The following is a 16,399-nucleotide window of genomic DNA, read 5'->3' on the forward strand; positions in this document are numbered from 1 at the left end:
CCCCAGATTAACGGTGTTGTCTCGTGGGCTCGGAGGTGTGGAGAAGAGACAGGGTTTGGCCGCCACGGCCGGCGCCGGCGCTGCCGCGATGGCGGCCGGCCGCGCCGGCGTCGCCGCCACCGCAGGCGCGGCGTTGACCGCGGCGGCCATGACAGGGGCTGCGACGACCGGGGCGGCCATGACATGGGCCGCGACGACTGGGGCCGCAACGACAGGGGCCGCAACGACAGGGGCGGCGATGTGCACCGGCGGCACGCTCACGGGCGCGGCGGCCGGCAGCGCGGGCACGGCGGCGATCGACTGGCTGGCGCGCAGCCTCAGTTCCAGCACCTGGGGCGCCACCTGCACCACCTCCATGCGCGACGGAGCGACGGCCGGGTTCATTTCCGCCACCGGCATGGCCGGCGTGGCGGCGACCGGGGCCGGGGCCGCAGCCGGTGCGGCCGCCGTCAGCGCAGGGGCCGGCGCGCCGTCGCGGGCCGCCGCCTGGGCCTGCACCAGGTTGTAGTAGGCGCGTCCGTTCGGGTCCAGCGCCACGGCCCGCTGCAAGGTGGCGATGGCGGCCGGGTAGTCGCCCATCAGGTAGTACACGTAGCCGAGGTTGTTGAGCGGCTGCGCCTCGCCCGGGTAGTCGTCCACCAGGCGCCGCAGGGCGTCGCGCGCGTCGGCCAGCCGGCCCTGCTGGGCGTCGATGGCGGCCACGGCGTTGCGGGCGTCGAGCTGGCCCGCGTCCAGCGCCAGCGATTGCGCGTAGGCGCCCAGCGCCAGGCTGAGCTGGCCCCGCTCCTGGTGGTATTTGCCGAGACGGTACCAGCTGGCCGCGCTCTGCTCGGTGCTCTGGCTGACCCGCTGCACGCCCTGCACCTGCAGGGACTGGCGCACGGCGGGACCGCCGCAGGCGCTCAGCATGGCGGCGCCGGCCACGGCGATGACGATCGGTTTCAAGTTGGACATGACGTGCTCCTTCGATTAGTTTGTGCCGCCCATGGAGGGCAACAGCACGCGGTAAATCTGGATGAAAGCGGGCCCCATCAGTACCACCAGCAGCGAGGGGAAGATGAAGAAGATCAGGGGGAACAGCAGTTTCAGGGCGATCTTGGCCGCCATCTCCTCGGCCCGCTGGCGGCGCTTGGTGCGCAGCTGTTCGGACTGGATGCGCAGCGAGTCGGCCACGCTGGTGCCGAAGCGCTCGGCCTGGATCAGCATGGCCACCAGCGCGTCCACGTCCTCCACGCCGGTGCGCAGCGCCAGGTTGCGCAGCGCCCGCTCCTTGGTGTTGCCGGCCCGTAGCTCGAGCGTGACGAGGTTGAGCTCGTCGGCCAGCAGCGGACTGCGCAGGCCGATCTCGTTGGCCACCCGGCCCAGCGCCGCGTCCATGCCCAGGCCCGCCTCCACGCACACGGTCATCAGGTCGAGCGCGTCGGGGAAGCTGTTGAAGATGTCGCGCTGGCGCGTCTGGATGCGCTGGGCCAGCAGCAGGTTGGGCAGGTAGTAGCCGAGGGCGGCCGCCACGAGCAGCCACATCAGCAGGATGTTGGCGCTGTAGTGGGTGCGCGAGGCGCTCAGCGCGAAATAGGCGAGCAGCGGCAGGCCGATGGCCAGCCCCGTCTTGGCGCCGAAGAACAGCGTGGGCGCGTTCGGGTTGCGCAGGCCGGCCGTCATGAAGCGCGTGCGCAGGGCCGACTTCTCCCAGTCGCCCTCGGGCACCGACAGCTTGGCCAGCGGACCGGTCAGCTTGAGGAAGCGGGTCAGCCACGGCCCCTGCCTGCGGGCGGCCCGCCCCGCGCCGGCCGTCTCCCCGATGCTGCCCAGCTGTTCCAGGCGCTGCTGGACCGGGTCGCTGGCGAAACGGTTCAGCAGCAGCATGATGGCGCCGAACACGACGATGAACAACAACAGCAGCAGGGCGATTTGGGCGATGCTCATGGTACGCTCCTCATGGTCAGACGCGGATGCGGATGATGCGGCGCATGACGTACACGCCGAAGGCCATCATCAGGGCGGCGCCGACCAGCATCTTGCGCCCGCCCGGGTCGGTGTACAGCACGGCCAGAAATTGCGGGCTGGTCAGGTGGATCACGGCCGCCGCCGCGAATGGCAGCAGACCCAGCACCCAGGCCGACATCTTGCCCTCGGCCGACAGCACGCGCACCTGGCCCATCAGCTTCATGCGGGCCCGGATGATGGCGCTGAGGTTGTCGAGCAGCTCGGCCAGGTTGCCGCCCGTCTCGCGCTGGATGGTGACGGCGATCACGAAGTAGCGCAAATCCGTGCTCGGCACGCGGGTGGCCAGGTTGAGCAGCGCGTCCTGCATCGAGATGCCGAAGTTGACCTCGTCGAACGCGGCCGAGAATTCGCTGGCCAGCGGTTCGCGCATCTCCTCGCCCACCATGGCCAGCGCCGTCGGGAAGGCGTGGCCGGCCCGCACCGCGCGCCCGATCAGGTCCAGCGCGTCGGGCAGTTGCTCGTCGATGCGTGCCAGCCGCTGCTCCTTGGCGCGCAGCGCCCACAGCAGCGGCAGGCTGGCGGCGCCGACGGCCAGCAGCAGCATCAGCGGCCAGGGCAGGCCGAACCACAACGCCGCGAGCAGGGCCGCGAAGAAGCACAGCGCCTGCACCCCGATCAGTTCCGCCACGCTCCACGACAGGCCGCTTTGCTCGAGCAGCCGGTCGACCTGGTGGATGCGCGGCAGTTCCAGCAGCAGCCGCTGCAGGCCGGGCGATTCGCTCAGCAGGCGCTGCTTGATCATGGAATTGCTTTGCTGGCCCAGGTGGGCGCCGGCCGACATGGTGCGCAGCCGGCGCGCCACCCGTTCCGCCTCCGGCCCCTTGGTGGCGTTCCAGGCCAGGTACAGGGCCTCGATGCCGAGCACCACGGCCACGAAGATCAGGATGCCGAAAATGTAGTAGAGGGTGTCCATGGCGGCGGGCTCAGGTCAGGTCGCGGTTGGGGTCGAACATGGTCTCGTCGAGCGCCACGCCGAAGTGGCGCAGCCGCTCGCAGAAGCGCGGCCGCACGCCGCTGGCGCGGAAGCTGCCCAGCACGGTGCCGATGGGGTCGAGCCCGGTCTGGCGGAACGCGAAGATCTCCTGCATGGTGATCATGTCGCCCTCCATCCCCGTCACCTCCGAGATCGAGGTGATCTTGCGCTTGCCGTCCGTCAGGCGCGCCACCTGCACCACCACCCCGATGGCCGAGCTGATCTGCTGGCGCATGGCCTTGGACGGCAGGTTGGAGGCGGCCATGTTGATCATGTTCTCGAGCCGGGTCAGGGCGTCGCGCGGGGTGTTGGCGTGGATGGTGGCCATCGAGCCCTCGTGGCCGGTGTTCATGGCCTGCAGCATGTCGAGCGCCTCGCCGCCGCGCACCTCGCCCAGGATGATGCGGTCGGGCCGCATGCGCAGCGCGTTGCGCACCAGCGCGCGCTGCGTGACCTCGCCCTTGCCCTCGATGTTGGGCGGGCGCGTCTCGAGCCGCACGATGTGCGGCTGCTGCAGCTGCAGCTCGGCCGCGTCCTCGACCGTGACGATCCGCTCGCTGTGCGCGATGAAGCCCGAGATCACGTTCAGCAGGGTGGTCTTGCCCGAGCCGGTGCCGCCCGAGATCAGGATGTTGACCTTGGCCTTGCCCAGGCCCTGCAGCAGGCTGCCCATGCTGCCCGTCAGGCTCTTGTACTCGACCAGGTCGGCCAGCCGCAGCGGGGTGGCCGAGAAGCGCCGGATCGACATGATGGGGCCGTCGATGGCCAGCGGCGGGATGATGGCGTTCACGCGCGAGCCGTCGGGCAGGCGCGCGTCGACCATGGGGCTCGACTCGTCGATGCGCCGCCCGACCCGGGCCACGATCTTGTCGATGATCTTCATCAGGTGGGCGTCGTCGGTGAAGGTGACGTCGGTCAGCTCGAGCCGGCCGTGGCGCTCCACGTAGACCTGCTTGTGGGTGTTGACCAGGATGTCGGAGATGCTGGGGTCGGCCAGCAGCGGCTCGAGCGGGCCGAAGCCGAGCACCTCGTACTGGATGTCGCGCGTGAGGCTCTTGCGCTCGGCGTCGTTGATGACCATGGTGCCCTCGTCGAGCAAGCGCTCGACGAGGATGCGCAGCTCGTCGCGGATCTCGCTCTGCGACAGGCGCTGCATGCCCTCCAGGTCGACCCGGTCGAGCAGGGCCTGGTGGATGCGGTGCTTGAGGTCCTGGTAGCTGCGGGTGTCGATCGAGCCGGCGCTGGGCAGGACGTACGGGGCCGGGCCGAGGGCCGTGCCGCCGTTGTTGAGGCGGTCCCGTATCGAGGGGGGCTGGGAAGACATGATGAAGCTCCTGGTGGTATGACGGGTCTGGCGCGCTTAGGCGCGTTTCAAAATCTTCGACAGCCAGCCGCGGGTCTCCTCGCCCGGCTCGCCGGCCAGCGTGCGGGCCAGCTCCTGCAGGGCCTTGGACACGGGGCTGGTGCGGGCCAGCTGCAGGATGGGCACGCCCTGGTTGACGGAGGCGGCGGCCGCCTCGTAGTGGTTGGGCACGGTCTTGAACATGCGCGTGCCGAACGCGTCCTCGCAGTCCGACAGGCGGATCTCGCCGCCGGGCGCGTAGCGGTTGACGATCAGGTGGATCTTGTCCTTGCGGTAGTCGAGCGAGCGGAACACGCCCAGCAGCCGCTTGCCGTCGCGGATGTAGGGCAGCGTCAGCTGCAGGATCGGGAAGATCATGTCGGCCTGGTCGAGCGCGCGCACGGACACGGCGTCGAGGCTGCGGCCGATGTCGAGCAGCACGAAGTCGTAGTGCTGGCGCGCCAGCTGCAGCAGCTGGCTGATGTGCTCGGGCTTGACGTCGTTGGCGTGGGCCGGGTCCTCGGGCGCGGCCAGCACGCTGTAGTTGGGCGCCACCTGCACCATGCTGGCGGCCAGGAACGAGGGGTCGAGCCGGTGGATCTGCTGGGCCACCTGGGACAGCGTGGCCGGCGGCTTGTGGTCGGACACGAACAGCGAGGCGTCGCCGAACTGCAGGTTGAGGTCGAACAGCGCCACCTTCTTGTTCTCCTGGGTGGCCAGCGCGTAGCCGAGGTTGGTGGCCAGGAAGGTGGCGCCGCTGCCGCCCTTGCACGAGATGAAGGCCAGCACCTTGCCCAGCGGACGCACGCGGTTCTGCAGCTTCTCCTCGATGCGGCGCACGGCCGGCAGCAGCTGCTCGGGGTCGGCCGGGCTGGCCAGCACCTCGCGCACGCCGCTGCGCATGGCCTTCATCAGGAATTCCGGTTCCTGCTGCTGGCAGATGACGATCACGGCCATGGCCGGGTAGCCGGTGCTGAGGCGCTCAAGCTGGTCGAGGTCGGCCTCGTCGAGCGTGGGCTGGTCCAGCAGCAACAGGTTGCTGTCGACCGGCTCCTGCAGGCGCTGCAGTTTGCCCATGATGGCGTCGATCTCGTCGGCGCCGTTGCGCTCGCGCAGCAGGCGCGACAGTTCCAGCAGTTGCTTCTCGGTTCTGGACACGACGGTGATTTTCACGATGACTCCTGTTAATGGGTGGGCGCCGGGGCGCTCAGTTGCACATGGGGTTGGGGCTGCCGTCCACGGTGCTGAGCATGCTCTCGCGCGGCAGCGTGGTCGACATGGCCGGCAGCGACAGCGCCAGCGGCACGCCGGGGATGTAGGTGGCGATCGACACGCCGCTGTTGATCGAGACGGTCACGTAGCGGCAGTTGTCGACCGTGCAGCCGCCGGGCGTGTAGGTGACGGTGATGGCGCTGGTGGGCAGCACGTTGAGCATGGCGTGCATCTTGGTCTTGATGGCGGCGGCGTTGACGTCGCACACGGCGGCGATGCGGGCCCCGAGCCGGGTGGCCTCGACGGCCGTGTTCCAGTAGAACAGCATGCGGCCCATCTCCATCATGCCCACCAACAGCATCAGGAACACGGCCGCCACGATGGCGAACTCGACCGCCGTGGCGCCACTGTGCCGGGCGCGGCGCATGAGGACGGGGGGCGCGGGCATGGTTTTCATAGGATCTGGCGCATCGTGGTGCTGATGTCGTTGAAGGTCACGCTGGGGGCGATGAAGGGCACCAGCGAGGTGAACGGATAGCCGCTGATGGTCACCGTGACCAGGTTGATGACGCCGCTGCCGGTGGCCTGGTTCTGATGGGTCGTGGGGCAGCTGACGCTGTCGCACACGCTGACCATGGCCGTCGTCAGGCCCGGCGCCAGCACGGCGCCGGTGCAGTCGGCGTTGCCGTACACGGCCAGGCACTTGGCGGTGGCGAGGTCGGTGGCGTCGCCCGGCCCCTGCTCGGACAGGTAGCGGGCCGCGTCGCGGCTGGCCTTGGCCAGCGTGTTGTACTGGTAGACGGCGCGGCCGTACTCGGTGGTGCCGAAGGTCAGCAACAGCAGCGGGATGATCAGGAACGCCAGCTCCACGCTGGCCACGCCTCGTTGTTTGCGGAACCATGTCATGTCGCGTTCTCCTTCACTGCACCAGCGCCGGCACCAGGGGGCCGATGCTGCCGCTGCCGCCCACCGCGCCGGAGGTGGCGCAGGGACTGGCCGGGTCGGTCGATTTGCCGAGGTACTCCAGGTAGGTCTCGGGGTCGCTCTTGCCCATCGGCGCCAGCATCAGCACGCAGGCGTAGCCGAGGATGGGCACCTGCTGCGAACTGCTGCCGCCGGCCCAGGCCGCGCAGTCCACCACCGGCGCCGTGACCAGGCGGCGGTCGGCGCCGGAGGTGGTCAGCGCGGGCGACTGGGCCACGGTGACGCCGCCCATGTTGACGGTGCCGTTCGTCGCGGCGTTGCCCTGCCACGGTGTGTGTGAGGCGCGCGCGCTCTTGAAATTGGGCTCGGTGCCGCTGCTGCCGGCATAGGCGTTGAACTTGGTGGGCCAGTTCTTCGTCGTGTAGGCGTAGCCGGTGTAGTCGGGCGGGGCGGTGGCGACGGAGTCGCTGCCCTTGTACAGGCCGAAGCGGGTGTTCCAGGCCGTGTCCAGGCTGGTGATGTTGCCCTGTTCCCCCACCTTGGCGGGCGGCACCGGCACGCTGCACGCGCCCGTGCCCTTCAACAGGTCGGCCAGCTCGCTGGCGCCGCCGCCGGGCGGCGTGAAGTCGATCCAGTCGAAGCTGCCCGTGGCCGACGAACTCAGCTTGCTCGTCACCCACTGGCCGGCTGTCAGGCCGGCGAACGGGTCGCTCGACGGGCCGGGGATCTTGCACAGGCCGATCGGGATGGCGCAGTTGATTTCGGCGTGCATCAGGGTGGCGATGGCCGAGGCGGCGACGGTCTGGCCGCCGAAACCGAGCACTTGCATGAACCACGGCAGGATGCCGCTCTGGTGCGGCTTGCACATCACATACTTCGAGGCCGGATCGGCCCCGGCCGCCAGCGACAGATAGGACGAGGCAGGGCCGTAGGTCTTGCTGAACGTGATGTCGGCCGCCGTCAACTGGGCGCTGCCCACGGCCTTGCCCTGGAAGTCGATGAAGTTGCGCCCGGCCACCGTCAGCCCGCTGTTGACGGCGTTGGTCAGGTAGGAATTGTCGCAGGTGCCGGCCGCCGGGTCGCAGGTCAGCTCGCGCGAGGCGGCCAGCGCGCAGGCGTCGGCCGCGTTCTGCAGCTCGGTCTTGTGCAGGTACAGGCGGCCGCCATCCAGCGCCAGGCCGGCGAAGCCGATCAGGATGGGCAGCGCGATGGCGGCGATGATGGCCACCGTGCCGCGCTGGCCGACCTTGGATGGAATGCGCATGATGGCCGCTCCCGTTCCGTCTACTTGCCCGAGCCCAGGCCGATGGTGAAGGCCTGGGTCTGCGGTTCGGGCGCGGTGAACGATTTCTGGTACTGGTCGTAGCCGCTCTTGGCCGCCTTGCCGTCGACCCCGGCGCTGGGGTTGCCGGCCTGGCCCTGGGGCGCCATGGTCTGCATGGCCTGCATCATGCGGTTGGCCTGGCCGAACTGGCTGTCCAGGTAGGGCGTGTTGGAGGCGCAGCCGCCCAGCAGCAGGGCGGCGGCGGTGGCGCACAGTATGGTTTTCATGGTGGTTCTCCTATTTCACGTCAAAGCCGCCGGCGGCGGGCGCGGCCGGCTGGGGGGCCGGGGCGGGCTGGCTGGGCGGCTGGCCTTCGAGTTTGCCTTGCAGGAAGAACTCGCCGCGGCTGGGCGGGATGTAGCCGTCCGTGGGCAGCTTGTAGTCGGCCGGCAGCGGCTGCACCAGGCGCGGCGTGATGATGAACACCAGCTCGGTGCGGTCGGTCTGGAAGTCGCTTGAGCGGAACAGCGCGCCCAGCACGGGGATCTCGCCCAGGCCGGGGAAGGCCTTGATGCTGGTGGTGACGTTGTTCTTGATCAGGCCGCCGATGGCGAAGCTCTGGCCGTCGAACAGCTGCACCGTGGTGGTGGCGCGGCGGGTGGTGAACGAGGGCAGGATGGCAGTCGTGTTGACGCCGGTGGCCGTGATGCCCACGCCTTCCTTGTTCAGGTCCGACACCTCGGGCGCCACCTTGAGGTTGATGCGTCCGCCATCGAGCACGGTGGGGGTGAACTTGACGGCCACCCCGAATTCCTTCTCCTCGAGTGTGATGGTCTGGGTGCCGCCGTTGTTGTTCTGGGCCACGGGGATGAAGATCTTGCCGCCGGCCAGGAAGCTGGCCTCCTGGCCGCTGATGGCCATGATGGTCGGCTCGGCCAGCACCTTGATCAGGCCGTCGCGTTTTTGCGCGTCCAGGCTGGCGAAGTTGCCGTTGCGGTTGTTGAACGCGTCGAGCTTGCTGGGATTGCTGCTGAGCAGGTTCGACAGCATCGTGTAGGTCCAGCCGCCCACGGTGCGGCTGATCCCGAGGCTGGCGCCGAGCTGGTCCACCAGCGTTTTCGATACCTCGGCCACCTTCACCTCCAGCATCACCTGCTGGGGCGCGGCGATCTTGAGCAGGTTGACCACTCTGGGCGCGGTGGCGCCGCCGACGCCGCTGGCGCCGCCGCCGGTCGCGCTGGCGCTGGCGCTGGCGCCGCCGCCACCGCTAGCGGCGCCCTGGGCGCCGGCGCGCGCGCTGCGCTGCACGTAGGCCGTGGCCAGCGCCATGGCCTGGTCGGCCTTGACCACGTCCGACACGGTGCCCGACAGGATCAGGGTGTCGGCCGCGGCCGTGACGTGCAGATCCTTCTCGCCCGGCAGCAGCTGGCCATAGCGCGCCTGCAGCGCGCCGGTGTCCACGCTCACTGCCAGGTCGACGATGGTGGTGTCACCCTGCTTGTTGCGCACCATCAGGTTGGTGGTGCCGGCGCTCTTGCCCAGCATGTAGACTTCGTCCGGCCTGATCAGGCGCACGTCGGCGATTCTGGGGTCGCCCACCGACAGCAGCGTGGCCGGGAAGGGCAGGCGCATCAGCGACGACTTGCCTTCGGCCAGCTGGACCTGGGGCGCCAGTTCGATCGTGGGCACGTGGGCCGGCGCCGGGGCGCCCTTGGCCACCTTGGCGGCCTTGGTCGCCTTGGCCGCCCTGGCCGGCTCGGTGGCGGCGTGGCTCCAGGTGGTCAACAGGCCGGCCAGCACGAGGCTCAGGCGCAGCGCGGTGCTGGTCTTGATGCAGCGGATAGTGTTCATGCTTAAGCTCCTGGTGTCGGCTTAAAATTGCTGGGTGCTGCGATCCAGCCCCCGGATGATTTCAACCTCGTCCTTGGCGGGCGGGCGCACGGCGGCCACGCGCCGGGGCGCCGGTTCGCGCGGCGCGGCCTTGGGCGCCGCCTTGGGCTCGGCCGGCGCGGGCGCGACCACGCCCAGCACCGTGCTCTTGGTGGCGCCGGCCGTCCGCACGGGCTTGGGATCGACCTGGTTGCGCAGCACCAGCGACAGCGTGCCCACGCTGCGGGCCAGGTCCAGTTTCTCGGCCTGCTCCGGCGTCACCTCCAGCGTGACGGCGTTGACCACCTTGGGTTTGGTGTCGTCGCGGTCGGCCTCCTGGGCGATGGCCAGCACCAGGATGTGTTCGAGCACGATCTTGGAGATGCTGGCGTCCCTGGTGCTGTTGCGCGCCCCTTCCTCCTGGGTGTTGACCAGCACGTCGACGTAGTTGCCGGGCCGCGCGAAGCCGGCCACGCCCACCACGTCGTTGACGCGCACGGTCATGGCGCGCATGCCCTCGCCCACCACGGCCGACAGGCCGCCCTGGGTCCCGGGCGGGGCCAGCTTGGACTCCATCAGCGGTTCGCCGCGCTGGATGCTGGTGCGCGTGACGCGCGTGTCGAGCAGCTTGGGATCGTTGAAGGCGCCCGGCGGCATGGCCGTGGCCGGGAAGTCGACCAGCCGCACCATCTCCGCGTTGATGCGCGAACCGAGCGGTATGTCGACCAGGGCCACGGCCACCTTCTGGGTGTTGGTGGACGACTGCTTGTTGATCCACTGGGCCGCCACCAGCACCGCGCCGAAGGCGAGGACGATGGCAACCAGCATCATGATCATGGCGCGTGTGTTTCTCATTTTGGATCCCCCAGGTTAGTGCTGTCGCCGGCATCGCCGTTGGACGTGCCGAAATAGTTCTGCCAGGCCCAGTCCAGCCCGGCCTGATCGAGCCGCGCCACGCGGCCCTCGTAGCGGGCCAGGTCGCACAGCTGGCCCAGCAAGTCGTTCGGATAGCAAGCCATCAAAGGCCGCCCTTCGCGTTTGTGGTGCGCGCTCAGCAGATAGGCGTACATGGCGTCGTCGAAGGCCAGGCCGAGCCGTTCGCACACCTGGCGGAACACCTGCTGGTACAGCGGTTCGGGCAGCGGGCCGATGTGGATCTTGTAGCCGAGCCGGCGCAGGAAGGCGCCGTCGGCCAGTTCCTCGGGCTGCAGGTTGGACGAGAACACCACGATCATGTCGAACGGCACGGCGAACTTGTAGCCGTTCTGCAGCGCCAGGAAGTCGACGTGGCGGTCCAGCGGCACGATCCAGCGGTTCATCAGCTCCACCGCCGAGCAGCGCTGGCGCCCCAGGTCGTCGATCACGAGGATGCCGCCGTTGGCCTTCAGGTGGGGCGGGGCCTGGTACAGCCGCGCGCCATGGTCGAAGCGCAGATCGAGCATCTCGATGGTCAGCTCGCCGCCGGTCAGCACGGCCGGGCGCTGGCAGCGCACCCAGCGCTGGTCGCGCGTGTAGCGGCGGTCGAACTGGCTGCCGGCCGGCGCGTCGTCGGCCACGGCCGGGTGCACCACCGGGTCGTAGATCGGCACCACGGCGCCGTCGATCAGGATCGCGTACGGGACCGGCACCACGCCTTCGAGCAGGCCGTGCAGCCGTTCGGCCAGGTAGCTCTTGCCGCTGCCGGCCGGGCCGTGCATGAAGATGGCGCGCCCCGAGTTGATGGCCGCGCCCAGCTGGTCGAGCACGGCCGGGCGCACCACCACGCCGTCGTACACGTGCTGCATGTGGGCGCGCGACAGCGGCTGGTGGCCCACGCTGTTGCGCCGCACCTGGGCCACGTAGTCGGCGTAGGCGACCGGCGCCGGGCCGGCGTAGGCGTCGCGCAGGGCCGCCTCCTGGGCCCGCAGGCGGCCCAGCTCGGTCAGGTTGAAGCACAGGTCGGCGTCGGTGCCGCTGCCGCCGCGGCGCGCCACCTCGCACAGTTTCTCCGTGCGCATCGGCGCCAGCACGGCGTCGAGCACGCTGACGGGCAGCTTGGTGCTGGCGGCCAGTTCGCTAAGGTGCATCTGGCCATGCTGGGCCAGGATCTTGCACAGCAAATCGACCAGGAACAGCTGGGGCAATCCGGTCTCCTCCACCGTGCGCGGGGCGGGCGCGCGCAAGGGGTCGGCGACGTTATCGCTGGTGGCGGGCAGGGTGGTGGCCAACATCATGCTTTCCTCGGTCGGGGTCAGAACAGGTATGGAATCACGCGGTACTTCACCTGGCCCATGTAAGCCAGGTAGCGCGGGTCGCGTGCCAGGAAGCGTTCCTCGCGCAGCAGGCGCGCCAGCATCAGGGCGCAGGCCATCACGCTGACGGTCACGTTGAGCGCGCTGGTGTTGCTGAGGATGTAGCCGCTGTACGACAGCAAATAGCTGGCGTACAGCGGATGGCGCACCACGCCATACAGGCCGCCGGTCTTGAGCGTGCGGTGGGCCGCCACCAGGCCGAAGCTGCGGTTCAGCGACAGCAGGCCGGCGATCTGGATCAGCACGCCGGCCACGATCACCACGCGTGCGGCCGGCAGCACGGCGTCGCCGGCGGGCGCGAACAGGAACGGCACGAAGGTGGCCGCGATCGCCAGCGCCCAGTCGAGCACACTGTGCGACACGCGCACCGGCTCGGAGCGGATCAGGAACAGCACGGCGACCAGCGATTCGGAGGCGCAAAACAGCAGATAGCTCCAGTCGCCGCTGCGCCGGAAGCCTTGCAGGTGGGCGTAGCAGAACATGCCCCAGGCCCAGGCCAGCAGCATGCCCAGCGCCAGGTTGAGCGGGCGCGAGCGCAGCAGCGCGGTCGAGGTCGGGATTGAGGTCGGTGTCATAGCAGATTGCTCCAGGCGGGCACGCGTGCCAGTACCAGTTGCAGCGCGGTGCCGGCGGCGATGGCGATGGCATAAGCCAGTTTTCCGGTGGGCACGGGTGGCGCGTCGAGCCGCGCCGTGCCGCCGGTGCCGGCCCGCACCAGCGCATGCAGCAGAAGCTGGCGCAGATTGGACAGCACCTGGCCCAGCCGGCCACTGCCGAGCGCCACCGCCAGCGCCAGCACGCCGCCGGCCATCAGCGTGAGCAGGGCCGCGCCCAGCACGTCGCGCGGGCCGAGGAAGGCGCCGCTCATGGCCATCAGCTTGACGTCGCCGGCGCCCATCGCGCCCAGCATGTACATGGGCAGCAGCAGCGCCAGGCCCAGGCCCAGGCCGGCCAGCCCGTCGAGCAGGCCGAGCGCGCCGAAGGGCGAGCCGAACAGCCCCGCGCCGGCCGGCAGCAGGGTCTGGAAGGCGAGGCCGGCCACGGCACCGCCCAGCACCAGCCGGTTCGGGATGCGGCGCGTGCGCACGTCGTGCCAGACGGCGGCCGTCAGCAGGCCAGCCAGCACGGCCAACGGCGGCAGCATGCGGAGTTCGATCGTCATGGCGCGCTCCCGGCCGGCGCCGCCAGCGGCGCCGCGTGGTGGGCGGGGGCTGGTTCGCGCTGTTGCAGCCAGCCCACCAGTTTCCAGATCAGCACGGCCCCGGCCGCGCCGGCGTAGCCGTCCACCGCGTAGTGCCAGCCCAGGTGGATGGAGCCGGCCAGGATCAGCACGGCGAACACGGTGAGCGCGACGCCGGCGGCCGGACGCAGCCGCCAGCCCAGCAGGGCCAGCAACGTGGCGCTGGCCACGTGCATGCTGGGCATGGCCGAGATGGTCAGACCCGACACGCCCACGTGCTGGCGGTAGCCTTGCCACAGCATGTCCTGCACCTGCAGCGACAGCACGGGGATGTGGTGGTCGGCCCGGTGCAGGTATTGCATCAGCGGCCCGTACGGGTCGGGGCCGGCCGCCACCAGATGGTAGTAGCACGGACCTGCCGACGACAGGAAGGTGGCCATCACGTTGCCCAGCACGATCCAGGACAGCACGAAGCTGAGCAGGAACTGCATGCGCAGCCGCGGCCGCTCGGTGCTGAACACCAGCCAGTACATGGTGGCGAACATGATGAAGAACCACAGGTGGTAGGCCAGGTTGAGGACGGCCGTCACGACCGGATGGCCGGCCAGCGCCTGCAGCCACACCCACGGCTGCACGCCGCCGTGCAGCAGGCGGTCGATGTCGGCCAGGCGCGTATCCCAGTCGTACGGGTGCAGCAGCGGCACGGCGGCCTTGGCGATGGTGAAGCTGGAGCCGAACAGCGGCAGCAGCAGCAGCGCCGGCACGGCGTTGAGCAGCCGCTGCCGGGTCAGATAAGCTTTGATGTGTTCGCGCAGATAGCGCACCAGCTGGCGCGGGCGCCGGCAGACCATCACGTAGATCGTGTAGGCGCACAGCGCGAACAGCGGACCCAGGAACAGCGACGTGATGAAGCCTTCCACCATCGGCAGCACTTCGTTGCGCTCCGGGAAGCGCAGGTACAGCGCCGCGGCGGCCAGCGCGTGCAGCAGGACGATGGCCAGCAGCCAGCGGTGGGCGTGCCAGACGGCGCGCAGCTCGACTCGCGGGCTCATGGGGGGAAGGGGCAAGGTGTTCATTGCGTGGCGTGGACCACCTGGTCCTTGACGTGTTCAAACAGTTGTTGCAGTTGCGTGCCGACGCCGGCGACGGCGCCGAGGATGACGACGGCGATCAGCGCGCCCAGCAGCGCGTATTCGATCGCGCTGACGGCGGAGTGGTCACGATGAAACCTCAACAGCCAGTGCTTCACGATGAACCTTCCTGTCGAATGTGGATGACCGTGGCGCCGTCCCGGGCGGCGCGGGGCCGCCCGGGCGCGAGCGCGTTGGTCGCATCAGCCGTTGGCGGTCGACAGGCTGGTGCCGATCGAGGTGAAGGTCTTGTTCAGCTGAGTGCCGATGATGGTGACGGCGGCGATGATGACGACGGCGATCAGGGCGGCGATCAGACCATATTCAATGGCCGTCACACCGTCTTCTTCGCGCAGGAATTTCTGAATCGCTTTCATGATAGTTGCTCCCTTTAGATGGATAGGACAATCGCACCAAAAATCCCGGTTTCCAAGGCGCTGGTGCATCGCCTCAGAAATTTTTGCCTAGCGCCAGCAGCACGATGACGCACACGACGGCGATCAGCGAGGCCACCAGCACTGCCTCGTAAAATGTCGCTCCGCTCTCACCCCGGACGAATCGCTGCCAGGGCGTGGGCGAAGGGTCGATTTCACGCATACAGCGCTCCCGATGGATAGGTTGTGGTTCAGCCTTGCTCATGTCAGCCGGCATGGGAACCGTACTGATGAGTTCACTATAAAGAAAGGAGTGTTGCGGCACATCAGACAACTGTCCTTTTTTTGCCGGGACAAAACACCCTTTTTGCGGGGGCAATTTCGGGACATTTGTCACAGGTAAGGAATGTTGTCAAAATATAACTGGATGCACGGACGTCAGCGGGCTGCGGGCACGGCGGCGGGGGAGGGCGGAGCAGGGGGGGGCGCGGGCAGGTTTTGGGCCCGGAGGATGGCGGCGCGCTTAGCGTTCTTGCGGTTCGGCGCGGTGGCTGGTCATGAACACGTACAGGTCGAGGCGGTTGGTCACGCCCAGCTTATGGTAGATCGACGTCAGGTGGTTGCGCAGCGTGTGGTCGGAGATGAACAGGGTCTGGGCCAGCGCCTTGTTGCCGCCGCCGCCGGCCGCGATCAGGTCGCAAATCTGGCGCTCCTTGGTGGTCAGCGCGGCGATCTTGTCGGCGCAGGCGTCGGCCTTGCGGCGCTTGGGCGGGTTGCGCATCTCGTCGAAGATGCGGCCCAGCAGACCTTGGTCCAGCCACAGTTCGCCCTGGTGCAGTTTGCGGATCGCCTGCAGCACCACGTCGGCCGCCGCGTCCTTGCCGACCACGCCGCGGGCGCCATGCAGCACGGCCGCGTCGAGCTGGGACGCGTCGCGCGTGCCGCTCAGCACCAGCACGCGCGCGCCGCTGCCCTTGACCAGGTCGGACAGGATGCTCAGCGAACTGGTGCCGTCCAGGTCCAGGTCCAGCACGATCACGTCCGGGGACAGGGCCCGGGTCTGGGCCAGCGCGGCGTCGCAGTCGGCGGCGCAGCCCACCACCTGCATGGTGTCGCCCTCGCTTTCGATCAGCTTGCGCAAGCCCCAGATCATGGTTTGATGGTCGTCCACGAGCAGGACGCGGATGGGGGGATCGGTGGACACGTTGTTGCCTTTCTCTCGTTTCAAATGGGGATGGTGACCTGCACCACGGTGCTGGGCCCGGGGCCGGGCAGCACCCGGGCCTGGCCGCCCAGGGCCAGCGCCCGCTCGGTGATGGAATGGGGCCGGAACTTGGCGGCGGCGTCGCGCGCGCACTGGTTCTCGATGCGGATGTCGAGTTCGCGCTCGCCGCAGGCCAGCGTGACGGCGCCGCTGGGCGCGTCCGTGTGCTTGCAGATGTTGCTGATGCCTTCGCTGACGATCTGGAACACCTCGGCCGCCAGCCGGTCGTTGCCGCGCAGCTGGCCCTGGCTGTGGATGGCGATGTCGACGCCGTAGAACTGCTTGACCTGGCTGGCGTGGCGCCGCAGCGCCAGCAGCAGCTCGGGCTCGCTCAGGCCCTGGCGGCCGGCCCGGAAGCTGCTGGCGTAGCGGCGCAGGTCGCTGATCACCTGGGTGGTCATCGCCTGCAGGTTGTCCAGTTCCGGCAGCAGCGGGTTGCCGGGCGCGGCCTGCTTGCGGATCGCGCTGAGGCCGTGGCTGAGGCCGATGTACGGGCTCTATGCCGTTTCGTGTGGAATTTGACGTCAGGCGACATGCCGTGTAACGCCGAAATCGCGTGGCACGGCAGC

20 protein-coding genes are annotated in these 16,399 nt (G+C 69.1%); all 20 read right to left on the reverse strand.

Annotated elements, in window-relative coordinates:
* Positions 1-954, reverse strand: a 954-nt coding sequence (locus AC1RQG_RS27400; RefSeq protein WP_493136497.1) for a tetratricopeptide repeat protein, incomplete at its 3' end; no start/stop codon positions are given.
* Positions 955-969: 15 nt separating this feature from the next.
* Positions 970-1,926: a type II secretion system F family protein gene (locus AC1RQG_RS27405; protein WP_493136501.1), complete on the reverse strand. Its 957-nt coding sequence runs from the start codon at positions 1,924-1,926 to the stop codon at positions 970-972.
* 16 nt (positions 1,927-1,942) lie between these two features.
* Positions 1,943-2,920, reverse strand: coding sequence for a type II secretion system F family protein (locus AC1RQG_RS27410; RefSeq protein WP_493136503.1), 978 nt, complete (start codon positions 2,918-2,920; stop codon positions 1,943-1,945).
* Positions 2,921-2,930: 10 nt separating this feature from the next.
* On the reverse strand, positions 2,931-4,304 hold the full coding sequence (locus AC1RQG_RS27415) for a TadA family conjugal transfer-associated ATPase (protein WP_493136506.1): 1,374 nt from the start codon (positions 4,302-4,304) through the stop codon (positions 2,931-2,933).
* Between the two features lie 36 nt (positions 4,305-4,340).
* Positions 4,341-5,495: a CpaE/TadZ family protein gene (locus AC1RQG_RS27420; RefSeq protein WP_493136508.1), complete on the reverse strand. Its 1,155-nt coding sequence runs from the start codon at positions 5,493-5,495 to the stop codon at positions 4,341-4,343.
* 34 nt (positions 5,496-5,529) lie between these two features.
* Positions 5,530-5,991, reverse strand: coding sequence for a TadE/TadG family type IV pilus assembly protein (locus AC1RQG_RS27425; RefSeq protein ID WP_493136511.1), 462 nt, complete (start codon positions 5,989-5,991; stop codon positions 5,530-5,532).
* Positions 5,988-6,440 (reverse strand): TadE/TadG family type IV pilus assembly protein, encoded by a 453-nt coding sequence (locus tag AC1RQG_RS27430; RefSeq protein WP_493136513.1) that lies wholly within the window; start codon positions 6,438-6,440, stop codon positions 5,988-5,990. Before AC1RQG_RS27430 ends, AC1RQG_RS27425 begins: the two co-directional genes overlap by 4 nt.
* A 13-nt stretch (positions 6,441-6,453) precedes the next feature.
* On the reverse strand, positions 6,454-7,722 hold the full coding sequence (locus AC1RQG_RS27435) for a pilus assembly protein TadG-related protein (protein WP_493136516.1): 1,269 nt from the start codon (positions 7,720-7,722) through the stop codon (positions 6,454-6,456).
* 20 nt (positions 7,723-7,742) lie between these two features.
* Complete coding sequence (locus tag AC1RQG_RS27440) at positions 7,743-8,009, reverse strand: hypothetical protein (RefSeq protein ID WP_493136519.1); 267 nt, start codon at positions 8,007-8,009, stop codon at positions 7,743-7,745.
* A gap of 10 nt (positions 8,010-8,019) precedes the next feature.
* Complete coding sequence (locus tag AC1RQG_RS27445; RefSeq protein ID WP_493136521.1) at positions 8,020-9,573, reverse strand: type II and III secretion system protein family protein; 1,554 nt, start codon at positions 9,571-9,573, stop codon at positions 8,020-8,022.
* A 21-nt stretch (positions 9,574-9,594) separates the two neighbouring features.
* Complete coding sequence (cpaB, locus tag AC1RQG_RS27450) at positions 9,595-10,446, reverse strand: Flp pilus assembly protein CpaB (protein WP_493136524.1); 852 nt, start codon at positions 10,444-10,446, stop codon at positions 9,595-9,597.
* Entirely contained in the window at positions 10,443-11,804 is a 1,362-nt protein-coding gene (locus AC1RQG_RS27455; protein WP_493136527.1) for an ATP-binding protein, read from the reverse strand. Before AC1RQG_RS27455 ends, cpaB begins: the two co-directional genes overlap by 4 nt.
* A gap of 17 nt (positions 11,805-11,821) precedes the next feature.
* Positions 11,822-12,457, reverse strand: a complete 636-nt coding sequence (locus AC1RQG_RS27460; protein ID WP_493136530.1) for a methyltransferase family protein — start codon at positions 12,455-12,457, stop codon at positions 11,822-11,824.
* Positions 12,454-13,044, reverse strand: a complete 591-nt coding sequence (locus tag AC1RQG_RS27465) for an A24 family peptidase (RefSeq protein ID WP_493136532.1) — start codon at positions 13,042-13,044, stop codon at positions 12,454-12,456. Before AC1RQG_RS27465 ends, AC1RQG_RS27460 begins: the two co-directional genes overlap by 4 nt.
* Positions 13,041-14,114, reverse strand: coding sequence for a phosphatase PAP2 family protein (locus AC1RQG_RS27470; protein WP_493136535.1), 1,074 nt, complete (start codon positions 14,112-14,114; stop codon positions 13,041-13,043). Before AC1RQG_RS27470 ends, AC1RQG_RS27465 begins: the two co-directional genes overlap by 4 nt.
* Before the next feature lie 20 nt (positions 14,115-14,134).
* The gene (locus tag AC1RQG_RS27475; RefSeq protein WP_493136547.1) at positions 14,135-14,296 is read right to left on the reverse strand and encodes a Flp family type IVb pilin; all 162 of its coding nucleotides are present in this window, start codon (positions 14,294-14,296) and stop codon (positions 14,135-14,137) included.
* A 99-nt stretch (positions 14,297-14,395) separates the two neighbouring features.
* Positions 14,396-14,569, reverse strand: a complete 174-nt coding sequence (locus tag AC1RQG_RS27480; RefSeq protein ID WP_493136538.1) for a Flp family type IVb pilin — start codon at positions 14,567-14,569, stop codon at positions 14,396-14,398.
* 73 nt (positions 14,570-14,642) lie between these two features.
* On the reverse strand, positions 14,643-14,789 hold the full coding sequence (locus AC1RQG_RS27485) for a Flp family type IVb pilin (protein WP_493136540.1): 147 nt from the start codon (positions 14,787-14,789) through the stop codon (positions 14,643-14,645).
* A gap of 300 nt (positions 14,790-15,089) precedes the next feature.
* Positions 15,090-15,770: a response regulator gene (locus tag AC1RQG_RS27490; RefSeq protein WP_493136543.1), complete on the reverse strand. Its 681-nt coding sequence runs from the start codon at positions 15,768-15,770 to the stop codon at positions 15,090-15,092.
* Positions 15,771-15,790: 20 nt separating this feature from the next.
* Positions 15,791-16,231 (reverse strand): sensor histidine kinase, encoded by a 441-nt coding sequence (locus tag AC1RQG_RS27495; RefSeq protein ID WP_493136545.1) that lies wholly within the window; start codon positions 16,229-16,231, stop codon positions 15,791-15,793.
* Between the last annotated feature and the right edge of the window lie 168 nt (positions 16,232-16,399).

The sequence above is a fragment of the Rugamonas sp. GW822-FHT03B10 genome (assembly GCF_058801745.1).

Bases quoted from the DNA above. Each gene is read 5' to 3' on its own strand.
- AC1RQG_RS27425 (WP_493136511.1), bottom strand. From the start codon at position 5,991: ATGAAAACCATGCCCGCGCCCCCCGTCCTCATGCGCCGCGCCCGGCAC.
- cpaB (WP_493136524.1), bottom strand. From the start codon at position 10,446: ATGAGAAACACACGCGCCATGATCATGATGCTGGTTGCCATCGTCCTC.
- AC1RQG_RS27465 (WP_493136532.1), bottom strand. From the start codon at position 13,044: ATGACGATCGAACTCCGCATGCTGCCGCCGTTGGCCGTGCTGGCTGGC.
- AC1RQG_RS27460 (WP_493136530.1), bottom strand. From the start codon at position 12,457: ATGACACCGACCTCAATCCCGACCTCGACCGCGCTGCTGCGCTCGCGC.
- AC1RQG_RS27470 (WP_493136535.1), bottom strand. From the start codon at position 14,114: ATGAGCCCGCGAGTCGAGCTGCGCGCCGTCTGGCACGCCCACCGCTGG.
- AC1RQG_RS27435 (WP_493136516.1), bottom strand. From the start codon at position 7,722: ATGCGCATTCCATCCAAGGTCGGCCAGCGCGGCACGGTGGCCATCATC.
- AC1RQG_RS27445 (WP_493136521.1), bottom strand. From the start codon at position 9,573: ATGAACACTATCCGCTGCATCAAGACCAGCACCGCGCTGCGCCTGAGC.
- AC1RQG_RS27440 (WP_493136519.1), bottom strand. From the start codon at position 8,009: ATGAAAACCATACTGTGCGCCACCGCCGCCGCCCTGCTGCTGGGCGGC.
- AC1RQG_RS27485 (WP_493136540.1), bottom strand. From the start codon at position 14,789: ATGCGTGAAATCGACCCTTCGCCCACGCCCTGGCAGCGATTCGTCCGG.
- AC1RQG_RS27410 (WP_493136503.1), bottom strand. From the start codon at position 2,920: ATGGACACCCTCTACTACATTTTCGGCATCCTGATCTTCGTGGCCGTG.
- AC1RQG_RS27430 (WP_493136513.1), bottom strand. From the start codon at position 6,440: ATGACATGGTTCCGCAAACAACGAGGCGTGGCCAGCGTGGAGCTGGCG.
- AC1RQG_RS27415 (WP_493136506.1), bottom strand. From the start codon at position 4,304: ATGTCTTCCCAGCCCCCCTCGATACGGGACCGCCTCAACAACGGCGGC.
- AC1RQG_RS27480 (WP_493136538.1), bottom strand. From the start codon at position 14,569: ATGAAAGCGATTCAGAAATTCCTGCGCGAAGAAGACGGTGTGACGGCC.
- AC1RQG_RS27455 (WP_493136527.1), bottom strand. From the start codon at position 11,804: ATGATGTTGGCCACCACCCTGCCCGCCACCAGCGATAACGTCGCCGAC.
- AC1RQG_RS27405 (WP_493136501.1), bottom strand. From the start codon at position 1,926: ATGAGCATCGCCCAAATCGCCCTGCTGCTGTTGTTGTTCATCGTCGTG.
- AC1RQG_RS27495 (WP_493136545.1), bottom strand. From the start codon at position 16,231: ATGACCACCCAGGTGATCAGCGACCTGCGCCGCTACGCCAGCAGCTTC.